General features: G+C 62.6%; 14 protein-coding genes. 12 read left to right on the forward strand and 2 right to left on the reverse strand.

Annotated features, from left to right (window positions below; translation table 11 throughout):
- Positions 1-39: 39 nt before the first annotated feature.
- Positions 40-1,416: a transcriptional regulator PpsR gene (gene ppsR / locus V3C85_RS06000; protein ID WP_331794186.1), complete on the reverse strand. Its 1,377-nt coding sequence runs from the start codon at positions 1,414-1,416 to the stop codon at positions 40-42.
- Positions 1,417-1,518: 102 nt separating this feature from the next.
- Positions 1,519-2,271, reverse strand: coding sequence for a cobalamin-dependent protein (locus tag V3C85_RS06005; RefSeq protein WP_331794187.1), 753 nt, complete (start codon positions 2,269-2,271; stop codon positions 1,519-1,521).
- Between the two features lie 326 nt (positions 2,272-2,597).
- On the opposite strand from V3C85_RS06005, the gene bchF reads away from it, so the two are divergent.
- From bchF to acsF, 12 genes are all read left to right on the forward strand, one after another.
- Positions 2,598-3,098, forward strand: coding sequence for a 2-vinyl bacteriochlorophyllide hydratase (gene bchF, locus V3C85_RS06010; RefSeq protein ID WP_331794188.1), 501 nt, complete (start codon positions 2,598-2,600; stop codon positions 3,096-3,098).
- On the forward strand, positions 3,095-4,375 hold the full coding sequence (locus V3C85_RS06015; protein WP_331794189.1) for a ferredoxin:protochlorophyllide reductase (ATP-dependent) subunit N: 1,281 nt from the start codon (positions 3,095-3,097) through the stop codon (positions 4,373-4,375). The genes bchF and V3C85_RS06015 overlap by 4 nt, the downstream gene beginning before the upstream one ends.
- Positions 4,372-5,907 carry a ferredoxin:protochlorophyllide reductase (ATP-dependent) subunit B gene (gene bchB, locus V3C85_RS06020; RefSeq protein ID WP_331794190.1) on the forward strand — a complete coding sequence of 512 codons (1,536 nt, stop codon included), beginning with the start codon at positions 4,372-4,374 and terminating at the stop codon, positions 5,905-5,907. The genes V3C85_RS06015 and bchB overlap by 4 nt, the downstream gene beginning before the upstream one ends.
- On the forward strand, positions 5,897-9,484 hold the full coding sequence (locus V3C85_RS06025) for a magnesium chelatase subunit H (protein WP_445941984.1): 3,588 nt from the start codon (positions 5,897-5,899) through the stop codon (positions 9,482-9,484). Before bchB ends, V3C85_RS06025 begins: the two co-directional genes overlap by 11 nt.
- A gap of 91 nt (positions 9,485-9,575) precedes the next feature.
- Positions 9,576-10,478 carry a ferredoxin:protochlorophyllide reductase (ATP-dependent) iron-sulfur ATP-binding protein gene (gene bchL, locus V3C85_RS06030; protein ID WP_331794191.1) on the forward strand — a complete coding sequence of 301 codons (903 nt, stop codon included), beginning with the start codon at positions 9,576-9,578 and terminating at the stop codon, positions 10,476-10,478.
- Positions 10,478-11,146 carry a magnesium protoporphyrin IX methyltransferase gene (gene bchM / locus V3C85_RS06035; protein WP_331794192.1) on the forward strand — a complete coding sequence of 223 codons (669 nt, stop codon included), beginning with the start codon at positions 10,478-10,480 and terminating at the stop codon, positions 11,144-11,146. The genes bchL and bchM overlap by 1 nt, the downstream gene beginning before the upstream one ends.
- A complete protein-coding gene (locus V3C85_RS06040; RefSeq protein ID WP_331794193.1) occupies positions 11,143-12,576 on the forward strand; it encodes a PucC family protein in 1,434 nt (477 codons plus the stop codon). Before bchM ends, V3C85_RS06040 begins: the two co-directional genes overlap by 4 nt.
- 15 nt (positions 12,577-12,591) lie before the next feature.
- A complete protein-coding gene (gene puhA / locus V3C85_RS06045) occupies positions 12,592-13,359 on the forward strand; it encodes a photosynthetic reaction center subunit H (protein ID WP_331794194.1) in 768 nt (255 codons plus the stop codon).
- A 61-nt stretch (positions 13,360-13,420) separates the two neighbouring features.
- Positions 13,421-14,062, forward strand: a complete 642-nt coding sequence (gene puhB, locus V3C85_RS06050; RefSeq protein WP_331794195.1) for a photosynthetic complex putative assembly protein PuhB — start codon at positions 13,421-13,423, stop codon at positions 14,060-14,062.
- Positions 14,063-14,074: 12 nt separating this feature from the next.
- Positions 14,075-14,542 (forward strand): photosynthetic complex assembly protein PuhC, encoded by a 468-nt coding sequence (gene puhC / locus V3C85_RS06055; RefSeq protein ID WP_331794196.1) that lies wholly within the window; start codon positions 14,075-14,077, stop codon positions 14,540-14,542.
- Positions 14,543-14,554: 12 nt separating this feature from the next.
- Entirely contained in the window at positions 14,555-14,851 is a 297-nt protein-coding gene (locus V3C85_RS06060) for a hypothetical protein (protein ID WP_331794197.1), read from the forward strand.
- A 71-nt stretch (positions 14,852-14,922) separates the two neighbouring features.
- A complete protein-coding gene (gene acsF, locus V3C85_RS06065) occupies positions 14,923-15,948 on the forward strand; it encodes a magnesium-protoporphyrin IX monomethyl ester (oxidative) cyclase (protein ID WP_445941991.1) in 1,026 nt (341 codons plus the stop codon).
- Positions 15,949-15,999 lie beyond the last annotated feature (51 nt).

Below are 15,999 nucleotides of genomic sequence, written 5' to 3' on the forward strand. Positions count from 1 at the left end.
GGCCCAGCCATTGTCTATCGCGCCGAACAGGTCGTGGGGTCAGTCCACTTCCTTGCTCAGCAACCCGAATTTGCGCAGTTTGACATACAGCGACTGCCGCGACAGGCTTAGCAACTCGGCCGCCGCAACCCGGTTGTTCCCGGTCAGCTCAAGCGCGGTTTCGATGCACATCTTTTCAATGATCTCGGTGGTTTCCGCCACTATGTCGCGCAGGGTGGAATAGCCCACAAGCTGCATCACGTTTTTCAGACCTTCGTTCCCGGCCACATCTGCGGGCCAGCGTGTGGCTTCGGCCACGCTGGAATCGCGGATCACCAGTCCGATGCAGGGGCTGGCGCGGTCACCGAACCAGGTGGCCGACAACTCAACCGCCACCTGGCCCGAATAATCGGTGTTCAGGCGGGTTGCGAAATGCCGCAAGTGGCCCACGCGGCGCACGTTATCAATCAGCACCCGCAAATCGATGCTGCCCCGGGCCAGAAACTCGGCGAAAGAGCGGCCCTGCACCATGGCAAGGCTGCTGCTGTCGGTCAGGTTCAGAAAGGCGTCATTGGCCGTCTTGATCGCGCCATCGCCATCCAGAAAGACCACGGCATCAATGCCTTTGTAGAACAGGCGTTCCATCATGTCAGACAGATCGCTGACCTGCGCTTTCCCGGTTTCGCCAAGCGCGATCCGGCAAAGCAACAGACGGTCGCCCGCCGCGCGGAAAATGGTGCTGCTGACCGACACCTTGCGCTTGTTGCGCTTGACGGTCAGTTCCAGACTGCCGCTGGTCTCGGCGCCCGAAAGATTGGCCAGGCTGTCCAGCAATTCGCCCCGGCGACGGCCCTCAAACTCTTGCGCCAGGGGGGCGTCGATCAGATCAGACCGTGACAGGCCGATCAATTCCGCCGTTGCGGCATTCACGTCCACGATCTTGCCGCTGGACATTGAAATGATCATCACAGGCGTCGGATACAGTTCCATCAACACGCGATAGCGCGTTTCAAGCTCTCGCTGCGCCTCGTAATCACGCTCAAGCGACAGATGCGCCTTGACCAGTTGCTGCTGCAACTCGGCCAGGGGGCGCTGGTCGCGGCCACACATCAGGATCGAGCCATCGGCACTGGTGCGGGTGATGGCATAGCTGATCGGGAACTGGAAATTGGAATCATCCGCATGGGTCAGCTCGACAACCATGGGCCGATGCGTGTCAAGCTCGGTCCCGGCCAGCCGGGACTCAAGCTTTGACCAGCTTTCCGGGGCCAGCAGATCGGCCAGTCGGGCCCCCTGCCAATGTGCGACTTTTGCGCCAATTCCCATCTGGGGGTTGACCAAAACCGTTTCCACAACATGTTCGCGTGAGACAACCAAGGCAACATCACAAGACGACGTCACGATATCGACCAGCACGTCAGGAGGAACCTCTGGCAAGGTCCCCCTTCTTAGCAAAAATCGCCCATCTGAAGTCACAGCCAAACCTTTCATCGGTGCGTATACAGAACGCACCCGTCGCATTTCGCGCAGGGCCCTTTGTCAAAGCCCGAATTCTGTCACGACCATCGATATGTCGTTCGTTACCAAATCTGCTCCCGCGCCCACAAGCGCTTCGCGACATGTTTCGGCCACTGCCCCCCCGACAGCAACTTTCAAAGTCCCTTTCGTCATCTGTTTAAGGGTCTTTACCAGTTTTGCACACATTTCAAGCCTGTCGCGGCTTCCCAATGTGATCAAGGCGGCATCAAAGCGTTTCTCTGCCAGCAAGACCGTCAGGTCTGACAACCCCGGCGAGAATTTCATGCCCACCGACACCCCCCTGCGCCGAAACATCGAGGCCGCAACCATGATGCCCAAGGTGTGCTGCTCTGCCGGCGGCACGATCATCAGAACGGCGGCGGTGCTGTGGCGGTTGGCGGCCTCGGCGATCAGGCCATCCTGCACCAGATGCAACAATTCATGCAGCCGCGTCATGCCCACCGTCACATCGGCAAAGCTGGCCGTATCGTTCAGCCATGCCTCACCCAAAGACCGTGCTGCCTCAGGAATGTAGAAATCTATGATCTGCTCGGGTGCGATGCGCGCCGCGCGGAACTGGCCCAGCAACGCGGCAAGCGATGCGTCCTCCTTCGCCCTGGTGGCTTCGACCAACCGACTAAGCAATACCTGCTTCAGATGCCCGACTCCTTCGCTGCGCCGCGCGGCAAGACGCCCAATCACCTCGAAAGCAAGCCCGAAATGTCCACGCAAAGCGTCGCGGTCGTTTCTGGTTATGCTTCCGTCGTCACGCATCTTAGCACCATGGCAAGAGCGGTGAGCACCGGGCCATCCCTAGCACGCACAGCCGAGACTGAAAAGGGTCAGACTCCCCTATACACATCACACCCCGACTTGCCAAAAATGTCTAGGAAAATTGACACTTGATCGGATTTAATTGGAAATCGTCGGGCATATACCTGAAATTACGCCATTTTTCATATGCGGAACCAGGCGCAACAGGCGATCAAACCCCGAATCGGCCAGCAGAAAGCGCGCGTCAATGTGTAAGTTTATATTGACACTTTCGCCCCGACGTCTAACGTCAAACCCATCGCTCCTAAAGCAAAGCCCGCACCGCCATGCCGCATCCTTCTGCAAAATCAACACGCAAGGCGCTGTATACCCCGGCAGAGCGGGCACGCCGCGATGCGTCAGGGTGGACAGTTGTGCAAGGCATCCTTGCGCCGCTGCAATTTCTGGCCTTTGCCGTGTCCCTTGGGTTGGTGCTGCGCTTTCTGGTGACAGGCCAAGGTTACACTTTGGCCACCTTGTCCATTCTGGTGAAGACGGGCTTTTTGTTCGTGATCATGGTCACCGGTGCCATCTGGGAAAAAGTGGTCTTTGGCCAATACCTTTTCGCCCCCGCCTTCTTCTGGGAAGATGTGTTTTCCTTTGCCGTCATCGCCCTGCATATCGCCTATCTTGGGGCGCTTTGGGCGGGCAACCTGGCCCCGACCGGGCTGATGATTCTGGCACTGGCGGCCTATGCCACCTATGTGGTGAATGCGGGCCAGTTCTTGTGGAAACTGCGTCAGGCGCGGCTTGATATGGCCCGCACCGATCTGGGGGTTCCGGCATGAGCCTCGATCACCCCGCCACCGGCTGCACCTCGCCCCCCGTTCTAAAGCAGCGTGGCCAGCGCGAGGTGTTTTGCGGGCTGACCGGTATCATCTGGCTGCACCGCAAGATGCAAGACGCGTTCTTTCTGGTGGTGGGCAGCCGCACCTGCGCGCATCTGCTGCAATCGGCGGCGGGGGTGATGATCTTTGCCGAACCACGTTTCGGCACCGCCATTCTGGAAGAAAAAGATCTGGCCGGTCTGGCCGATGCCAATACCGAGCTGTTGCGCGAGGTAGAGCGCTTGCTGACTCGTCGCCCCGATATTCGCCAGTTGTTTCTGGTCGGGTCTTGCCCGTCCGAAGTGATCAAGCTGGATCTGGCCCGTGCGGCAGAGCTGCTGAATACCATCCATGCGCCGCATGTGCGGGTGTATAACTACTCTGGCTCGGGCATCGAGACGACCTTTACCCAAGGCGAGGACGCCTGCCTTGCCGCGATGGTGCCCAGCCTGCCGACGACCGAGGCAAAGGAGTTGCTGGTGGTCGGGGCCTTGCCGGATGTGGTTGAAGATCAGTGCCTGGCACTTTTGGCGGCCATGGGTGTTGGCCCGGTGCGGATGCTGCCGGCGCGTCGCGCCGCAGACATGCCCGCCGTGGGCCAGAACACCCGCTATATCCTGACCCAACCCTTTCTGGCCGACACCTCGGCCGCCCTTGCGGGGCGCGGGGCGCAGCGGATCGAGGCGCCCTTTCCCTTTGGCGAAGAGGGCACAACGCTGTGGCTGCAAGCCGTGGCCGATGCCTTTGGCGTCTCGGCGGCGCAATTTGATGCGGCAACCGCCGCGCCACGCGCCCGGGCCCGCAAGGCCGTGGCCGCCCATGCCGCCACCCTGTCGGGCAAAAGCCTGTTTCTGTTCCCCGACAGCCAGCTTGAAATCCCCCTCGCCCGGTTTTTGGCCCGCGAATGCGGCATGCGCCCGCTTGAGGTTGGCACCCCCTATTTGCACCGCGCCCTAAGCGCGCCGGATCTGGCCTTGCTGCCCGAAGGGCCGGTGATTTCCGAAGGCCAGGATGTGGATCTGCAACTTGATCGCCACGCAGCCCTTGCCCCCGATCTGACGGTTTGCGGCCTTGGCCTTGCCAACCCGCTAGAGGCGCAGGGCCATACCACGAAATGGGCCATCGAACTGGTGTTCACCCCGGTGCATTTCTACGAACAGGCCGGTGATCTGGCCGGGCTGTTCAGCCGCCCGCTGCGCCGCAAGGCCCTGCTGGCTGGCGGGGGGGCCGCAGCATGAAACTGACCCTGTGGACATATGAAGGCCCGCCCCATGTGGGGGCCATGCGCGTGGCCACGGCGATGAAGGGCCTGCATCTGGTGTTGCATGCGCCGCAGGGCGACACCTATGCCGATCTTCTGTTCACCATGATCGAACGGCGCGACCACCGCCCGCCCGTCACATTTACCACCTTTCAGGCCAGCGATCTGGGGGCCGATACGGCCAGCCTGTTCAAATCGGCAGCTCAGGCCGCCCATGCCCGGTTTCAACCACAGGCGATGATCGTCGGTGCGTCTTGCACGGCAGAACTGATCCAGGATGATCCGGGCGGGCTGGCACAGGCAATTGGCCTTGATTGCCCGGTGATTGCGCTGGATCTGCCGTCTTACAGTCGCAAGGAATGCTTTGGCGCAGATGAAACGCTGCATGCGCTGGTGCGTGCGCTGGCGGTGCCGATGCCACGAACCCAAGCCATCACCTGCAACCTGCTGGGGGCCACGGCTCTGGGCTTTCGCCACCGCGACGATGTGGCCGAGATCACCAAGCTGTTGGGCCAGATGGGCATTGCGGTCAATGTCTGCGCGCCGCTGGGGGCCAGCCCGGATGATCTGCGCCGCTTGGGGCAGGCCCATTTCAACGTGCTGCTTTACCCCGAAACCGGCGAAAGCGCCGCCCGGTATCTGGAGCGTGCCTGCGGCCAGCCCTATACCAAGACCGTGCCCATCGGCGTGGCCGCAACCCGTGATTTTCTGCGCGAAGTGGCCCAGATCACCGGGCTTTGCGCACAGGTTGACGAAACGGGCCTGCGCCTGCCGTGGTGGTCGGCCTCGGTTGACAGCACCTATCTGACCGGAAAGCGCGTTTTCCTGTTCGGCGACGCCACCCATGTGATCGCCGCAGCCCGCATCGCCGCCACCGAGATCGGTTTTACCGTCGTCGGCATGGGCTGCTATAACCGCGAACAGGCCCGCGCCCTGCGCACCGCCGCCGCCCTTTACGGCGTCACACCGCTGATCACCGATGACCATCTGGAGGTCGAGGCCGCCATCGCCGAGGCCGCGCCCGAACTGATCCTGGGCACCCAGATGGAGCGCCATATCGGCAAGCGTCTGGGCATTCCCTGCGCTGTCATCTCCTCGCCCGTCCATGTGCAGGACTTCCCCGCCCGCTATTCCCCGCAAATGGGGTTCGAGGGCGCGAATGTGATCTTTGACACTTGGGTGCATCCGCTGGTCATGGGGCTGGAGGAACATCTGCTGACGATGTTCCGCGAAGATTTTGAATTTCACGATGCCGCCGGGCCCAGCCATCACGGCGCCAAGGCCACGCCGCTGGACCCGGAAACGCCGACACCCGTGGCACAAGTGCCGGTCGTGCTGCCCTCGGGCGCAGTGCATTGGCTGCCCGAGGCCGAGCGTGAGTTGAAAAAGATCCCGTTCTTTGTGCGCGGCAAGGCCAAGCGCAACACCGAGCTTTATGCAACCGACAAGGGCGTTGCCGCCATTTCGGTCGAAACCCTTTACGAGGCAAAGGCCCATTATGCGCGATGATCGGTTTCCATCGCCCGACATGACAGCGCCCGCCAAGGCCGACGGGGTGTATCGGTTTGTGGTCATCACGCTGGATGCCCATGCGGCAGGCCCCGCCACGCGCGTCACCCCGCGCCTGGCCAAGGATTTTCCGGGCATCGAAATCTCGATCCATGCCGCCGCAGAATGGGCCGAAAACCCGGCCGCCCTGGCTGCGGCCAAGGCTGCGGTGGCCACGGCCGATATCGTGGTGGCCAATCTATTGTTCATCGAAGAGCATCTGACCGCCATTCTGCCCGAACTGACCGCCGCTCGGGCGCGGGTCGATGCCTTTGTCGGGCTGATCGCCGATCCTTCGGTGGTCAAGCTGACGCGGATGGGCGATCTGGATATGTCCAAGCCCGCCAGCGGGGCCATGGCGATGCTGAAAAAGCTGAAGCCTGCGAAAGAGAAATCCGGCTCGGGCAAGGACCAGATGGCGATGCTGCGCCGTCTGCCCAAGATCTTGCGGTTCATTCCCGGCAAGGCCCAAGACCTGCGGGCCTGGTTCTTGTCGATGCAATATTGGCTGGGCGGGTCTGACGACAATATCGAACAGATGATCCGCTTTCTGATCGGGCGCTATGCGCCGCGCGCCGGGTGGAAAGGGGCGCCCGCCAAGGCCCCCATTGATTACCCCGATGTCGGGCTGTATCACCCGGCCCTGCCCCAGCGCATCACCACCACGCTGGCCGATCTGCCCCGCCCGCCGCAGGCCAGGGGCACAGTCGGGCTGATGCTGCTGCGATCCTATATTCTGGCATCGGATTTCGCGCATTATGATGCCGTGATCGCGGCGCTGGAGGCACAGGGGCTTGCCGTCATTCCGGCCTTTGCCGGGGGCCTTGATGCCCGCCCGGCGGTCGATGCCTACTTCCACGATGCCACGGGCCCAAAGATTGACGCGCTGGTGTCGCTTTCGGGGTTTTCGATGGTGGGCGGGCCCGCCTATAACGACAGCCCGGCTGCCGTGGCCGCCCTGAGGGCGCTGAACGTGCCCTATATCGCGGCCCATCCGCTGGAGTTTCAGACCTTGGGCCAATGGGCGGCCTCGGGCACCGGGCTTGGCCCGGTGGAAACCACGATGCTGGTGGCCCTGCCCGAAATCGATGGCGCCACCAACCCCACGGTCTTTGCCGGCCGCCACGGGCAAGAGGGTTGCCAGGGATGCGCCCACAAGTGCCAGCCCAAGGCCGACTCCAAGGCTATGGCACCTTGCCATGAACGCATCACCTCTTTGGCCGAAAAGACCGCCCGCATGGTGCGCCTGCGTCGCACGGCCAATGCCGACAAGAAGGTGGGGGTGGTTCTGTTCGGCTTTCCGCCCAATGCCGGGGCGGCGGGAACGGCAGCCTATCTGAGTGTGTTTGAAAGCCTGCACAACACCCTGACTGCCCTGAGAGATGACGGGTATACCGTCACCGTGCCCAAAACGGTGGACGATTTGCGGGCCGCGGTTCTGAAGGGCAATGCCGCAACCTATGGTCAGCCTGCCAATGTGGCGGCCCTCGTTACGGCCGAACAGATTGTGCAGCACACGCCAAACCTGCAAGAGGTAGAGGCCGTCTGGGGCCCGGCCCCGGGGCGCGTGCAAAGTGACGGGCGCGGCGTCTTTGTGCTGGGCCAGCAGTTTGGCAATGTCTTTGTCGGGTTGCAGCCCCTGTTCGGCTATGAGGGCGATCCGATGCGCCTGCTGTTTGAACGCGGCTTTGCCCCCACCCATGCCTTCGTGCAGTTCTACCAGTGGCTGCGCAATACCTTTGCCGCCGATGTGCTGCTGCATTTCGGAATGCATGGGGCGCTGGAATTCATGCCGGGCAAGCAAACCGGCCTTGGCGCGCAGGATTGGCCCGATCGACTGATTGGCGAGATGCCCAATGTCTATCTTTACGCCGCCAACAACCCCTCAGAGGCGACGCTGGCCAAGCGCCGGTCCAATGCCATCACCATCACCCACCTGACCCCGCCCTTGGCGCAATCGGGCCTGTATAAGGGGCTGGTCGATCTGAAAGACAGCCTGACCCGCCTGCGCGCCCTGCCCCCTGATGCGCCCGAAGCGGTGGATCTGGCCGGGTTGATCGCGGATCAAGCCAAGGCTGTGGATCTGGAAACCGATGATCTGAACAGCCTGTGGCTGAAACTGCTGGAAACCGAAGGCGCCCTGATCACCGATGGCCTGCATGTCGTAGGCCGCCCCTATGCGCCCGCGGCCCGGGCCCAGTTGCTTGCGCTGCTGCCCCCCGATGCCGACCGCGCCCGCGCGGATGCCCTGCTGCAAGAAGATGCCGAGATCCCGGCCCTGTTGCGCGCCCTGTCGGGCAAGTTCATCGCGCCGGTGCCCGGTGGCGATCTGATCCGCAGCCCCGAGATCTTGCCAACGGGGCGCAACATTCATGCCTTTGATCCGTTCCGCATGCCAACCGCCTTTGCCTTGCAAGACGGCGCGGCCCAGGCCAAGCGACTGCTTGATGCCCATGCCAGCCTGCCCCATTGCGTGGCGCTGGTGCTGTGGGGGTCAGACAACATCAAATCCGATGGCGGGCCGATTGCACAGGCGCTGGCCCTGATCGGCGCGCGGCCCCGGTTCGACCATTACGGCCGGCTGTGCGGGGCCGACCTGATCCCCCTGGCCGAACTGGGCCGGCCGCGCATTGATGTGGTGATGACGCTGTCAGGCATCTTCCGCGATCTGTTGCCGCTGCAAACCCGCATGCTGGCCGAGGCCGCATGGAAGGCCGCCAGTGCCGAAGACGAGCCGCTGTCGCAAAACTTTATCCGCGCCCATGCGCTGGCCTATTCCCAAGAGATGGGCGTCGATCTGGAAACAGCGTCCTTGCGCGTGTTTTCCAATGCCGAAGGCGCCTATGGGTCGAATGTGAATGTGCTGGTCGGCTCTTCGGCCTTTGGGCAGGAAGACGAACTGGCCGATGCCTACGAGTCGCGCAAAAGCTTTGCCTATGGCCGCAACGGCAAACCCATCAAGAACGCTGCGCTGCTGCAAAAGGCGCTGAAAGACGTGGATCTGGCCTATCAGAACCTTGAGTCGGTCGAATTGGGCGTCACTTCGGTGGACCATTACTTTGACACACTGGGCGGCATTGCCCGGGCCGTCAAACGCGCGCGCGGCGGGCAGGATACGCCGGTTTATATCGGCGATCAGACCCGCGGCGGCGGCACGGTGCGCAGCTTGAAAGACCAGATCGCGCTGGAAACCCGGTCGCGCAGCCTGAATCCGAAATTCTATGAAGGGCTGCTGAAACACGGCGCCGAAGGCGTGCGCCAGATCGAGGCCCATGTGACCAATACCTTGGGCTGGTCCGCCACCACGGGCCATGTCGAGCCTTGGGTCTATCAGCGCCTGTCCGAAACCTTTGTGCTGGATGACGCCATGCGCAAACGGCTGGCCGGGCTGAACCCCGAGGCCAGCAACCGCATGGCCCAGAAACTGCTGGAAGCCTCTGACCGCAACTATTGGCAACCCGACGCGGACACCTTGGCCGCGCTGCAACAGGCTGCGGATGAACTGGAAGACCGGATGGAAGGGATCGCCGCCGAATGACCAACCCTTGCACCAGCTTGACCCGAAAGACCGGGGGGCCAGCCCCCCGGCCCCCCCGGGATATTTATGAACAGATGAAAGGGGCCACAGCATGAGCCCGCGTGACGAAATTCCCGACCTGCGAGGCCTTGATGGCGAAGGATCGGTTCAGGTCAGCCAAGACCCCAGTCTGAAGATCGAAGGGGCCAAGGTCTTTTCGGTTTATGGCAAGGGCGGGATCGGCAAATCCACCACCTCGTCCAACCTGTCAGCGGCCTTTTCCATGCTGGGCAAGCGGGTGCTGCAAATTGGCTGCGACCCCAAGCATGACAGCACATTTACCCTGACGGGCAAGTTGCAGCCCACGGTGATCGACATTCTGAAGGGGGTTGATTTCCACCCCGAAGAGCTGCGCCCCGAGGATTATGTGACCGAAGGCTTTAACGGTGTGAAATGCGTCGAGGCCGGCGGCCCCCCGGCAGGCACCGGCTGCGGCGGCTATGTCGTGGGCCAGACCGTCAAGCTGTTGAAGCAACATCACCTGCTGGAAGACACCGATGTGGTGATCTTTGACGTCTTGGGCGATGTGGTCTGCGGTGGCTTTGCCGCCCCCTTGCAGCATGCCGACCGCGCCGTGATCGTCACTGCCAATGATTTTGACAGCATCTATGCGATGAACCGCATCATCGCGGCGGTGCAGGCCAAATCGGGCAATTACAAGGTGCGGCTGGCCGGCTGCGTGGCCAACCGGTCGCGAGACACCGATGAGGTGGACCGCTACTGCGCGCGCGTCGGGTTCAACCGCATCGCCCATATGCCCGACATTGATGCCATCCGCCGCTCGCGTCTGAAGAAAAAGACGCTGTTCGAGATGGATGACAGCGAAGACATCGTGATGGCGCGGGCCGAATACATGCGGCTGGCCGAAAAGCTGTGGCGCTCGGTCGCCGAGGAAGGGCTGACGCCTGACCCGCTGCCTGACCGCGAAATCTTTGAATTGCTGGGGTTTGACTGATGCCCGATTACGCCATCACCCGCGACCGTGTCGAAGAATATTTCGACCGCACGGCCACCACGGCCTGGGCGCGGCTGACCACGGATGCCAAGGTCAGCCGGATCCGGCAGACGGTGCGCGCAGGCCGCGACCGGATGCGCGCCACCATGCTGGCGCGTCTGCCCGAGGATCTGACAGGGATGCGGGTGCTGGATGCCGGATGCGGCACCGGGGCCATGACGGTGGAACTGGCGCAGCGCGGCGCACAGGTGCTGGCGGTGGACATCTCGCCGCAACTGGTGCGGATCGCCCAAGACCGCCTGCCCGACACCTTGCGCGGCAATGTGCGGTTTCACGCGGGCGACATGACAGATGAGGCCCATGGCGCCTTTGACTTCGTTTTGGCGATGGACAGCATGATTTACTACACGGCCCCCGATATTGCCGCGATCCTGGCGCGCATGGCCCCGCGCACCGATCAGGCCATTGTCTTTACCCTTGCCCCGCGCACGGCGCTGCTGATGGCCTTTTGGGGCCTTGGCAAGCTGTTTCCCCGCTCTGACCGCTCGCCCGTGATGGTGCCCCATGCGCTGCCCGCCTTGCGGGCCCATGTCGGCAGCGGGCTGGACAGGGTCGCGCGGATCAGCAGCGGGTTCTACATCAGCGAATGCCTGGAGTATCGGCCATGATCCTGGGAAAGAACCAGATTGCCCGGCTGGGGGCGGAATGGATGCCCTTTGCGCAGGCCTCGTCCGCTGAGTTGCCGATGGCGCAATTGCTGCGCCTGTCGCTGTTCCAGATCTCGGTCGGGATGGCGCAGGTTCTGCTGTTGGGCACGCTGAACCGGGTGATGATTGTCGAGCTTTCGGTGCCCGCACTGATCGTGGCCAGCATGATTGCCATTCCGGTTCTGGTGGCCCCGTTCCGCGCGCTGCTGGGCCATCGGTCAGACACCCATGTCAGTGCGATCGGCTGGAAGCGCGTGCCTTATCTGTGGTTTGGCAGCCTGTGGCAGATGGGGGGGCTGGCGGTGATGCCCTTTGCGCTGATCGTGCTGTCGGGCGACCAGTATCACGGCCCGGCCTGGGCCGGAGAGGTCTTGGCGGCCCTGGCGTTTCTGATGGCAGGCTTGGGCATGCATATGACCCAGACGGCGGGTCTGGCCCTTGCCGCAGACCGCGCCAGTGATGAAACGCGGCCGCGTGTGGTGGCGTTGCTTTACGTCATGTATCTGGTGGGCATGGGCTTTTCGGCCATCGTCGTCGGCTGGCTGTTGCGCGACTATGATCCGCTGACGCTGGTGCGGGTGGTGCAGGGCTGTGGCCTTGCCACGCTGGTTCTGAACGTCATCGCCCTGTGGAAGCAGGAAAAGCTGAGCCCGATGACCGCCGCCGAGCGTGCGGCCCCGCGCCCGTCTTTTGGGGCAGCCTGGGCCGGGTTGATGGCTGAACCGGGGGTGCGGCGCCTGCTGTGCGTTGTGGGCTTTGGCACCCTCGCCTTCAACATGCAGGATGTGCTGCTGGAACCCTATGGCGGCCAGATTCTGGGCCTGTCGGTTGGGGCCACCACCTTGCTGACCGCAACATGGAGCGCGGGGGCCTTGCTGGGCTTTCTGATCTCGGCCCGCCAACTGGCCCAAGGGGCCGATCCGTGGCGGCTGGCGGCCAAGGGGGTGCTGTTCGGCATTGCGGCCTTTACCGCCGTGATCTTTGCCAGCCCGATGCAAAGCGCCCCCCTGTTCTATGCCGGGGCGGCCCTGATTGGCCTTGGCGGGGGCACCTTTGGCATTGCCACGCTGACGGCCGCCATGACCCTGCCCTGCCAGACGGCGGCGGGGCTGGCCCTGGGGGCTTGGGGGGCGGCGCAGGCCACGGCCGCGGGGCTGTCGATCTTTGCGGGCGGGGCCTTGCGCGACCTTGTCGATCATGGGGTGGGGCGCGGGCTGTTTGGCCTGATGCATGACCCGGCCCTTGGCTATTCGGTCGTCTATCACATCGAAATCGGACTGCTTTTTCTGACTCTTGTCGTGTTGGGCCCCCTGGTCCGGCTTGGCAAGATTGACCCAAACCAGACGGAACGCGGCGCTGCCCCTTCGGGCCTTGCCGAGTTCCCGACCTGACAGCGGAGGACCAAAATGGTCGGCGTCAACTTTTTCGGCAATTTCGATCTGGCCAGCCTTTCGATCTGGCTGTTCTGGGGCTTTTTCGCCCTGTTGATCTATTACCTGCAAACAGAAAACATGCGCGAAGGCTATCCTTTGGAAACCGAGGACGGGCTGCGCGCGCCCAATCAGGGGCCGTTCCCGGTGCCTGGCCCCAAGACCTTTGCCCTGCCGCATGGCCAAGGCACTGTGACCGTGCCCTCGGTCGAGAATGAAGACAGCCACCGCCGCACCGATCTGGCGATGGCGCGCACCGCCAAATCCGAAGGCTTTCCGCATCTGCCAACCGGGGACGCGATGAAAGACGGTGTTGGCCCGGCGTCCTGGGTGCCGCGCCGCGATGTGCCGGAACTGGATGGCCATGGCAAAGCCAAGATCATTCCGATGGCGCAGGCGGCAGATGTGCATGTTTCAGCCGGGCGTGACCCGCGCGGCATGCCGGTGCAGGCGGGCGATCTGGAAGTGGTGGGGCGCGTGGTGGATCTGTGGATCGACGCCCCCGAGCAACTGGTGCGCTATGTCGAGGTCGAGTTGAATTCAGGCTCGCGCCGCTTGATCCCGATGACCCTGTGCAAGATCTGGTCTGACAGGGTGCGGGTCGGTGCCCTGACGGCTGATCTGTTCGAGGCCATTCCGGCCACCAAATCCCTGACCCAGGTGACGAAACTGGAAGAAGACAAGATCTCTGGTTATGTGGCCAGCGGTTGGTTCTATGCCAAGGGCCGCAAGCGCGGCCTGTGACGGACGGGGATCGGCGCGCGCCCGCGCCGGTCTGACGTATATCCAACACGGAGGGTCTGCCATGTCAGACCGCGATTTCAACTTTGAATACAAGCCGGGCCTGCCCGCGCCGCTGCCTGCCGGAGAAGACATCCTGTGGCAAGGCAAGCCCGACACCGCCACCCTTGCGCGTGAGGCGTTCAAGATCCGCTGGATCACCGGCTATATGCTGGTGCTGGCCCTGTGGCAGGGCGGATCGGCCTATGCCGATGGCGGGGCGGGTTATGCGATCGCCCGGCTGATCCCTTATCTGGTGCTGGCCGTTGCAGCCTATGGCGTTGTCTATGGGTTGGCCTGGATGCAGGCACGGGCCGCGATCTATACCATCACCAATGCCCGCGTGATCTTGCGGGTGGGGGCGGCGCTGCCCATCACCTATACCCTGCCCTTTACCTGCATCGAGACGGCCTCTCTGGCCTCGGACGGGATCAAGGGCACCGGCACCTTGGCGCTGCAAACCAAGGGCAACATGCGGCTGTCTTATGCGGTGCTGTGGCCCCATGTGCGGCCCTGGCACATCCGCCTGCCACAACCGGCCCTGCGCGCCATTCCCGATGCCACGCAAGCTGCGCGCATTCTGGCCGATGCTGCCCAGGCCAAGATCAACGAGCCCCGCATCAGCCGCACCGCGCCGCAAGACGCCGGTCTTGTGGCCGCGGAATAGGGGGGAAAGGCCATGCCGCAGCATCCTGTAACCCCCGCTCTGCCCACCAACCGCGAGCGTGAGATGATCCCGCGCACCTTGCTGTGGGCCATGTTTGCGCTGGCCTTGGCCAGTCTGGCGCTGGCCAGCTTTTCGGTGGTGTCGAACCGCCCGCATGTGGGTGTGCCCGTGCCCGGCAAGATCGTGGCCCAGCGCAGCTTTATCCTCGAAGGGCTCAGCGCACAGGCCGTTGTGGTGCGCGATCCCGATGGCACGGTGCTGATGGACATGCCCCATGGCGGTTTCATCACGGTCATTCAATCGGCCATGGCCCGCGCGCGTGAGGTGGCCCGTGTGGACGGAAACCCACCGATGCAGGTGGTGAAATACGACAACGGCCGCCTTGTGGCCCAAGACCCCGTCACCGGCTGGAGCGCCGAGCTTTACGCCTTTGGCAATGACAACAAAGCCGCGTTTGAACGGCTGCTTGACACAAAATAGGGAACCAGAACCATGCCACTTTTTACCCGCACGAAAGAACAGGTGCCTTGCACCGTCGAAGTCTCGCATCGATTTGAAAGCCTGCATGCCCATGTCCGCTTTGACAATGGCGCCGTCATCCATCCGGGGGATGAGGTGCTGGTGCATGGCGCGCCCGTCATGGCGGCCTATGGCGAACTGATCGTCGAACACCGCGAAGCCACGATCACCCGCGCCAGCACCCTAGAACGCTGGTGGACCCGCCTGACCGGCGATCTGGAGTTCATGGAGCTTTGCGAATTTTCCTTCAGCGAGGAGTTGACGGTATGAAAGACCTGACCCACGACAGCAGCCATGACGAGTTGCACGCCGAAATCGCCGACCGGTTCGACACCACGGCGATGGCCACCGAAACCACCCTGCTGAACCCCCGGTTCTACACCACCGACTTTGACGAGATGGACAAGATCGACGTCACCCCGGTGCGTGAGGCCTGGGACAAATTGCTGGCGCAGATGAAGTCTGACCCGAACAAGGGCCATTTCAAGAAGAACGCCGATTGGGACAAGGTGGATTGGGAAGGCATGGACCCGGCCCTGCGCGCCGAGTTCATCGACTTTCTGGTGTCATCCTGCACGGCCGAATTCTCGGGCTGCGTGCTGTATAAGGAAATGAAGCGCCGCGGCAGCAACCCCGATATCTGCGAATTGTTCAGCTATATGAGCCGGGATGAGGCGCGCCACGCCGGTTTCATCAACGATGCGCTGCGAGAGGCCGGGGTGGCCGTGAACCTGGGCTTTCTGACCAAGGCCAAGAAATACACCTATTTCCGGCCCAAGTTCATCTATTACGCCACCTATCTGTCGGAAAAGATCGGCTATGCCCGTTACATCACCATCTTTCGCCACCTAGAGGCGCATCCCGAGCACCGGTTCCACCCGATTTTCAAATGGTTCCGCGAATGGTGCAATGACGAGTTCAGCCATGGCGAGGCCTTTGCCCTCTTGATGCGCACCGACCCCAAGCTGACCACCAGCTTTGCCAACAAGCTGTGGATCCGGTTCTTTCTGACGGCGGTCTATTCCACGATGTGGGTGCGCGACCATGCCCGCAAGGATTTTCACAACGCCCTTGGCGTGGATATCGACTGGTATGACCAAGAGGTGTATCGCAAGACCAGCATCATCGCGCGTCAGGTGTTCCCGATCGAGTTGGACATCGACCACCCGCGCTGGATCCCCAACCTGCGGCGCATGAACGATGGCATGATCGCCATGGAACAGGCCAACAAACAAGGCGGCCTTGCAGGCTGGCTGCGGCACAAGGCCGGGGCGGCACGGGCGCTGATGGCCTTTGCAACTCTCTATCTGATTCCGGTCAAAAAGACGGTGCCCCCCGCCAATGTGCGGCTGGAACCGTCGTTTTGATCCTGATCCCCCATACTGTCGCTGCGGCGATGGTTTGGACCGAAGCGATGG

Source organism: Pseudotabrizicola sp. L79, assembly GCF_036553525.1.
In the GTDB taxonomy this organism is placed as follows: domain Bacteria; phylum Pseudomonadota; class Alphaproteobacteria; order Rhodobacterales; family Rhodobacteraceae; genus Pseudotabrizicola.